Below are 7578 nucleotides of genomic sequence, written 5' to 3'. Positions count from 1 at the left end.
GGGTAGGGCTGTGGGGAGGCCGAGGGGAAGTTCCCCGGGTGCGGGGGGTGGTGCTTCGTCGAGACCGTCGACGAGGAGTACCACGGGCTGGGTGTTCTGGTCTGGGTGGCTGTCGCGGGTGCGGGTGGCGTCGCAGAGCCGGCCGTAGAGCCAGGTGGTGGTGTCGGCGCCGTCGGGGAGGATGCCGCCGGGGGCGGCGTCGTCGAGGTTCCAGCGGGCGATGAGCTGGGCGGCGAGGTTACGCCGGGCCCGTTCCGGGATCTGACCGTCGGGCAGGCGGGTGAAGTGCGCCGGCCAGCCGCGGGTGAACGCCAGGTAGGCCGCCAGCGCCGACTTGCCCATGCCGGCTTCGGCTTCGACGAGCAGGTAGCCGCCACGACGCTGCTGGACACACCGGCCGATGAACGTGTCGATCTTGCCGATGAGGTCGGTGCGCCCGCGGAAGCGGGCGACTGGATTCTCAGGGTGCGCGGGGTCGGACAGGCGGAGATCGCCGGGGAGCGGGTCGAGGGCGATCGCGTCGTGGCGCAGCAGCCGGAACGGGCCTGTGAACCGTTGCTGCCAGATCTGCCCGTAGTTGACCCCGACCGCCTGTCCGTCCGGTGCGTTCACCTGCTCGACCATCGGCCTGCTCGGATCCGTGGCAGTAGGGTCGCTGGTCCCGGCGGTCATCGGCCGGGGCTGTTCCGGGTGTGGCTAACAGTGCCGTAGTTGACCCCGATGGCCTGCCCGTCGGGTGCGCTGATCGTGCCGATGTGGATGCCGCCCGGCGGTGCGGCGGGGGCCGCTGCGGGCTGGCTGCCAGCGTCGGGAAACGGCGGTCGTGCCGGTGCTGCCGCGGGCCCGGAGGGAAACGGTGGGGCGGTGGCCGGTTTTGCCCGCTTGCCGGACACGGCGAGTTCGGCGGCGCGCAGCAGCGCGGCCCGTGCGGCCTGCTGTGTGATGCCGAACAGGTCGAAGGAGACGACCTGGCCGAGTAGACCCGGCCGGGCGCAGTCCTCAACCCGGGCGACAAGGAGCTTGCGGGTGGCGCCGTCGGGGTCGGCCGCCCAGGCGGCCTGCCATTCCGCCGCCCCGTACACCGAGCGGGCGTAGGCGTTGGACAGCACGACGATGGTGCGGGTGGCGTGGGAGACGCCGTTGTCCATGCCGCGGATCCAGTTGGAGCCGGGGGTGAAGTCCCAGGCCTGGACCAGCACCCGCCGGCCGGCTTCTTCCAGCGTCCAGGCGATCCACTCCGCCCACGGCCGGTCGGCCTGCGTGTAGGAGACGAAGAAGTCCCGGCCTTCCCCGCCGCCGCTGCTGGTGCTGTCCGTGTTGCCCCCGTCGCTCACCCGACCAGTGTGTCACCGGCACACACACCGCTACAGACCCGCCGTTGAGAGCCATCCGGCGAATGACCTGGCGGATGCGGGTGGTTGCTGCGATGACGTGGGCGATGACCGTGGCGATGACGTGGTGGATGGTGCGGGTTCGGACCGTCGGGTGCCATGTCGAGTCACATGTCTTCGGAGGCCGGTCGCGGGCGGTTTGAGCCGCGGGCGGTGGCGCTTCGGCGCTGGCAGCGGGATTGGGAGAGCTGGTCGGTCGGGCCGGAGGCGGCGGCGGGGCTTCGTCGCTGGTCGGGTGATCCGCTTCTGGTGGAGCACTGCGGGTCGGTCGTGGCGCTTCTGGCGGCGTGCGGGCGGGATCGGTCCGTGGCGGTGCCGGTGGCGGATGGGCGGCTGGCGGCGCTGATCGCGTTTGCCCGGGCGGGGGACCGGGCGGCGGCGCGGGTGGTGTTGGAGCGCGTGATGCCGGCGTTGACCGCGCAGGCCGCGACGAAGGCCCGTCGGGCACGTGGCGCGACGCACCTCGGGCCGGCGGGGGAGACCGCGGGGTTCGGTGAGGTGTTGGCCGAGCTGGTGGGGGCCGCGTGGCTGGTGATCTGCTCGTTTCCGTTGGACCGCCGGCCACGCAAGATCGCCGTGAACGTGGTGTTGGACGCCGTCTACCGGGTGTTCGGTTACCGGCCGCGTATCGAGCGGGCCACGGTCTATCGGGAGCTGCTGCCGGACACGCCGGTCGAGCTGGACGGACGACCGGCTGTCGGCGCGTTCCGGGGCCGGGGCGCGAGCGCCGAGCTGCTCGACGTTCTCGCCGAGGGCGTCGCCGGTGGGGTGGACCCGGCCCAGCTGCGGTTGCTGGCGGACCTGGCGCTGGTCGGCCTGACCCAGGCGCAGGTGGCGGCGCGTGGGGGGATCAGTGATCGCGCGGTTCGGCTGCGCCGGAACGCGGCGGTGCGCGCGCTGCGCGCCGCTCTTCTCCCCGAGCCGTCCTGTCTGGACGTCGTCGTCCGGGAGACCGACTCCGGAAGCGGGGCATCGTGACTCCGCCGAGCGAGTGGGATGGCAGTTGGTTGGCCAATCCCAAGGCGCTGGTTCTGGTTGCCATGGTGGCGCCGCTGGTCGGCGGGGTGTGGGCGGGTGCGCAGGTCGCGGCGTTGTTGTTCGGGGCGCATGAGCCGATGTCGGTGGGGCCGGGTGCGGCGATTCTGGCGATACCGCTGCTGGTCCTGCACTCCGACGATCCGGCTCTGGCCTGGCCCGCGGATGAGCGGTGGGTGTTGCCGGGACCCACCGGCTACTGGTTCGGGACCGCGGTGCCGGTGGCCGGGGCGCTGCTGGTCAGCGCCGCGCTGTACCTGGTGATGCAGGGCGAGGTCGGGGTGGCGCGGCGGCGGCGGATGGGGCTGGATCCGGAGGCGCGGTTCGCCCGGCTGTGGGAGAGCGCGTCGATGTGGGTCCGCTGGCCGACGCGTGGCCGGGTGATCCTCGGCCGGGTCCGCTACGGCCCGGTCACCAGGCTGCTCGCGACCGAGGACGCCTCCCTTCCGGTGGATGAGTCGGTGCCGCGGCTGCTGCGGCGTGCGGTCGGCCGGCGTCGTGGGGATCGGGGTGCGGTGCTGGTCATCGGCCCGTCGCGGTGCGGGAAGACGGCGGCGCTGGCGGTGCCGGCGATCCTGGAGTGGGAGGGGCCGCTGATCGCCCTGTCGGTGAAGAACGATCTGCTGGCCGCGACGATTCGCCGGCGGCGGGCGTTGGGCGAGGTGCGGGTCTTCGACCCGACCGGGATTACCGGGGAGGTGGCGGCGTCGTGGTCGCCGCTGGCGGAGTCGGTGGATCTGGCGGGGGCGCGGCTGGCGTCCCGGTCGCTCGCGAACGGTACCGACTGGACGTCGTCCGGGTCGGACATGAGCTTCTGGACGGCCGCGGGGGAGGACCTGCTCGGGCTGCTGTTCTGGGTGGCGGCCACGGCCGGGCTCGGCATGGGCACGGTGGTCGGCTGGGTGACGAGCATGGATCGCGAGGGCGTGATGCGCTTCGCGCAGGCGTTCGCCCGCCACGCGGATCCGGTGATCAGGGCGGACGGCGAGCAGGTGCTGGCCGGGTTGAGCGCGGTGTGGAAGACGGACCCGAAGCAGATCTCGTCGATCTTCCTGGTGGCCCGTCAGATGGTCCGCCCGTGGCAGGAGCCGTCGGTGCGCCGCTCCGCGGACGGTTCCGACATCGACCTGGACTGGCTGCTCGACGAACAGCCCGACACCCCGATCGTCAGCCTCGCCGAGGACGACACCGTCGACGAGCTCGACGGGCTGGCGGATCCCCGCCGGCGGCGGGCGAACACCGTCTATCTGTGCGCGGACCTCGACGGCGCCGAGCGGTTGGCGCCGGTGTTGGGTGGGCTGGTCGATGATCTGATCCGGTCGGTGTACGCCCGGGTTGGGGCGACGGGCCGTCCGCTGGATCCGCCGCTGCTTGTCGTGATCGACGAGGCGGGGAACTGGCCGATGAAGAACCTTCCCGGGCGTATCTCGACCTGCGCGGGCATGGGCATTCAGCTGATGCTCGTCTACCAGTCGAAGGCGCAGATCGACGCCGCTTACGGCAACAAGGCCGACGTGGTCGTGTCGAACGCGGTCACGAAGGTCTTCTTCTCCGGGCTGTCGGACAAGTCGACGCTGGACTACGCCGCCTCCCTGCTCGGACAGGAGCACATCGTCGCGCGCAGCGTGTCCAGCGACAGCGCGCCGGGCGGTGGACGGCAGGGCATCAACGACGCGCCGACCAGGCTGGAGCTCCTCCCCGCGCACCTGCTGCGCCAGGTGCTGCCCGGCCAGGCGCTGCTCCTCCACAACACCCTGCCGCCGATCCACCTGCACGGCCGGTACTGGTTCCGTGATCCGGCCCTGCGCGCGCTGGCCGACGGCGGGCCGGACCCGTGGCAGGACCAGGGGGACGTCCGCCGCCGGTGGGCCCTGTATCCGCAGAGCCATCCGACGCTGGCCGCGGCGATGAGCCGGGCCTGGCGGCGCTGGCGTGACCGCCGCGGAGCCGACGGATGATCGCCACGATCGCGGCCGCCCCGCGCCCTCCGGCACCTGAACGTGGGCCGTCCGAGCCTGGGTTCTGGACGCGCTGGTGGACGTCCGCTGCCATCGTGCACCAGGCCGACCTCGCGCATCCGGCGCGAACCTCCACGCTGCCCCGGACGCGGTTCGATGCGTCCCGGGCGGCGAGCGACCCGATCAGCGACAGCCGCCTCGGGGGCGAGCAGGCGCATGGTCGACGTCGTGGTGGCGGGCGGGTTGTCGGGGTGGGGACGCCGTTGGGGGAGTGGCTGATCGGCCTGGACCCGGCGACCCGGCTGTGCGTGGCCGTGCACCGGCCGACCGAGCCGAACCGTGCGCTGTTCGACATCGCGGCGTACACGGTCACGGCCGCGTCGAGCTGGGAGCTGGAAGCGGCGCTCGGCGTCCCGTTCGGCGAGGACGTGCATCGGGCGCTGCGCGCGCAGACCGTCACCATGCCGCTGGGGGTGATGGTCGGCGATGTCCTGGTCGCGGCGCGAGGGGCGGATCGACCGAGCATCGACGAGTCCCGGGCACCGCGAGCGTCGGATCTGGTTCGCGTGCCCGGGGCACCGCCGTGTACCTACGCAGCGTCGCTGGCACGGTCGGACGTGCTGCTGCGGTGGGAGCAGGGCGGTCTCGAGGATCCCTCCAGCGTCTTCCGGTTGGACGTCGTCGCGGCCGGCGAGGTGGTGCGCGACGGCCGGCGGGAGCTGGTCTACCGGTTGTCGCTGAACGGCCAGGTGTTGGCGGCCGGCGACGACATCGAGGTGCCCGCAGACCTTGAAGTGCGCAGCAGCAACACGATCCGTGGGCTGATCGCGATGCTGACCAGCCCCGACGACGACCTGCCCCTGAATACAGGTCAGGAGACTGTTCTTCGCCGCCGCGACGAGCTGCTCAGCCTGGTCGCGGAGAACCCGGGGCCGTTCCGAGCGGGCGAGCGGGTCGAGGTGCTGCTGCCCGACGGGCGGCTGCTCACCGGCACGGTCGCCTTCGCGGTCCCGGGCAGCGACGGGACGGCACGGTCCTACCAGTGGATACCTGACGCCGCCTGGCCTCCGGGCGGCCACGGCGGCCCCGGCGGAAACGTGCGTGGCGGATTCGTGAGTCCCGCGTTGGCCGTGCGCGCCAGCCTGCTGCCCGCGCCACCCGTCCTCGGCGCGCACCCCGACGAGCCGCTCGCCTCTCCGTCGGGTCCCCTGCCGTCCGGGTCGTCGCTGCCCATTGCGGATCTTGGCCCTGGCGTGCCGGAGGTGGGCGGGTGAGCAGCCGCGACTCCGAGGACCCGCGCGCCTACCGGGCGTACGCCGCCGACCGCGCGCCGGTGCGGATCACGGTGCCCAGTGGCTGGTGGCGGTTCCTCCCCACCAGGGAAGCCGACGGTGCCGGCTCCGTGACCGCGCAGCTGGTCCGCTGGAACGCCGACAACGCATCGGCTGACCTGGTGGTCACCGCGGTCCGCCGCACCGTGTGGGACCTCGAGCAGACGCTCGGGTTCCGGCTCCCGGCGACGGTCGAAGGACTGCTGCACCATGGCCAGCCCCGCGATGATCTGGTGCTGCCCTGGCCGGACGGCGGCTGGCGGGCCGCCCAGGGCCAGCTGCTGGTGGACGTCGGTCTCGACCCGGCGGACCAGCCATGGCGGGCCAGCTGGGTGAACGCCGGCGGATTTCAGACCACCTATGGCCGGAGGATGCACTCCGACCGGCCCCTGCGTTCCTGGCAGCACGAGCCTTACATGGTCGAGATCGTCGGCGCGTACCGCGACAATCCGGTCCTCGACTCTGAACCGCTACAGCTCACCTACCGGATCTGCCTGGGGGACAGGGTTGTCTTCGCCGGCGACGACGTCACGATCCCGTCGGAGCTGGCTGGCGGGTCGGACGACGCTGTCCGTGAGGTGATCCGCCAGGCTCTCGATCGCCCGCGCGATCCCCGCGACCTGACGTACGTGCAGCAGAGCTTCCTGGACGTCCAGCGGGAACGCCTGGCGCTGCGGACCCTCGGCCTGGCCCCGCCGTATTCGCCGGGCAGCCGGGTCCGCGTCGACCTCCAGGGTGGGATGGCCGCGACGGGAGTTGTCCGCGGCCCGGTCGTGCGGAACGGCCGGACGACGGGCTACCTGTGGCGCCCGGACGTCGCCGACCTGCCCGGCCATCCCGGATACCGCAATCCCGACTACCTGCGGTACGCCGAGGGCACGCGGGTGCGGGACACGTTGGCGGCGAAGGACACCGCGATCGAGGGCCAGGGCGGGCCAGTCGTCCTCACCTTCGGTGCGACCGTCGCCTCCGTCGACGATCCCCGCTTCGACCGTGGCCGGGTCCTGCGCGCCGTCGACGACGACGGACTGCTCGTCTACGACGTCGAACCCGACAACAACCGCGGAGCCTCCTACCGGCTTGACGTCGACGACGTGATTCCGCTGAGCGGCACCGCCTGGCCGACCGTCGACCGGCTGCTCGAAGCGCGTGCGGCGGCAGGCGTCACGCCGGCCCCCGGCGAGATTCTCGTCACGCTCCGTGAGATCGCCATGATGCCCTACAGCGGACGCATGGTCCCGGCGGCTCTCGTCCGCCAGGAGCTGCACTCTCCCGACCGGCTCCTCGATCCCGACACGCCGTCCGCCGCCGTCGACGTCGCCCCAGCAGACGGACTCCCCGGCCATCTCCCCGCCCTGGATCCGTTCGGCACCGCGGAGCCGCCGCCTCCGAGCCTTCCCGAGCTTCCCGACACGCCGGACTTCGACTCGTGGGGGGACCTGGATCTGTGAGCACACCCCCTCCGGCCAGGTCCCGGACGGCCGATCTTGCCGGGCCGCGACTCAAGGTGGCTCGCCTGCACCCCAGCGGGCTGCTCCTCGACATGCCGATGACGCCCCCACCCGGCGCCGCGGTCCACGTGGCCACCTTCTGGCCCGAACCGACCGCGGCGAACGGATGGGCGTTCGTGTACTGGGAACGCGGGCCGCACGGCCGCGGGGTCCAGCTTCCACAGATCATCGACCTCGGCGACGTCGTCGGATTCCGAGCGGTCACCCGACCTCAGCTCACCGTCGAACCCGCGCCGGCCGCCGAGCCGAACGTGTCACCGCCGTCCGCCGTCCACGTCGTCGACTGGTGGGGGTACCTGCACGCGGTCGAACGCGGAGCGCTGGTCCTGCACGGCCCGCACCCCACCCTGCC

Annotated in this window: 6 protein-coding genes and 1 pseudogene; 5 read left to right on the top strand and 2 right to left on the bottom strand. The window is 72.6% G+C overall.

The features are described from left to right. Both C1A33_RS34980 and C1A33_RS16315 read right to left on the bottom strand, forming a co-directional pair. A partial coding sequence (locus tag C1A33_RS34980; RefSeq protein WP_165818428.1) for an ATP-binding protein occupies positions 1–624 on the bottom strand: 624 nt, incomplete at its 3' end. Positions 625–668: 44 nt separating this feature from the next. Beyond that, positions 669–1334 carry a toll/interleukin-1 receptor domain-containing protein gene (locus C1A33_RS16315; RefSeq protein WP_101832348.1) on the bottom strand — a complete coding sequence of 222 codons (666 nt, stop codon included), beginning with the start codon at positions 1332–1334 and terminating at the stop codon, positions 669–671. Between the two features lie 363 nt (positions 1335–1697). Between C1A33_RS16315 and C1A33_RS16310 the strand changes: the two genes are divergently transcribed. From C1A33_RS16310 to C1A33_RS16290, 5 genes and pseudogenes are all read left to right on the top strand, one after another. Beyond that, entirely contained in the window at positions 1698–2369 is a 672-nt protein-coding gene (locus C1A33_RS16310) for a hypothetical protein (RefSeq protein ID WP_243407616.1), read from the top strand. 29 nt (positions 2370–2398) lie between these two features. Next, positions 2399–4384 (top strand): type IV secretory system conjugative DNA transfer family protein, encoded by a 1986-nt coding sequence (locus tag C1A33_RS16305; RefSeq protein ID WP_341477231.1) that lies wholly within the window; start codon positions 2399–2401, stop codon positions 4382–4384. Beyond that, positions 4381–5658, top strand: coding sequence for a hypothetical protein (locus C1A33_RS16300; RefSeq protein ID WP_207770332.1), 1278 nt, complete (start codon positions 4381–4383; stop codon positions 5656–5658). Before C1A33_RS16305 ends, C1A33_RS16300 begins: the two co-directional genes overlap by 4 nt. Continuing rightward, positions 5655–7166, top strand: coding sequence for a hypothetical protein (locus tag C1A33_RS16295; RefSeq protein WP_101832345.1), 1512 nt, complete (start codon positions 5655–5657; stop codon positions 7164–7166). The genes C1A33_RS16300 and C1A33_RS16295 overlap by 4 nt, the downstream gene beginning before the upstream one ends. Continuing rightward, positions 7163–7578: pseudogene (locus C1A33_RS16290) on the top strand (hypothetical protein); the annotation flags it as partial. The gene C1A33_RS16295 and the pseudogene C1A33_RS16290, both read left to right, overlap by 4 nt.

It is taken from the genome of Frankia canadensis (assembly GCF_900197875.1).
In the GTDB taxonomy this organism is placed as follows: domain Bacteria; phylum Actinomycetota; class Actinomycetes; order Frankiales; family Frankiaceae; genus Frankia; species Frankia canadensis.
The sequence above is the reverse complement of the archived record's forward strand: the minus strand, read 5'-3'. Positions and strand labels throughout refer to the sequence as shown.

Excerpts from the sequence above, each read along its gene's own strand:
- C1A33_RS16300 (WP_207770332.1), top strand. The coding sequence starts at position 4,381 with ATGATCGCCACGATCGCGGCCGCCCCGCGCCCTCCGGCACCTGAACGT.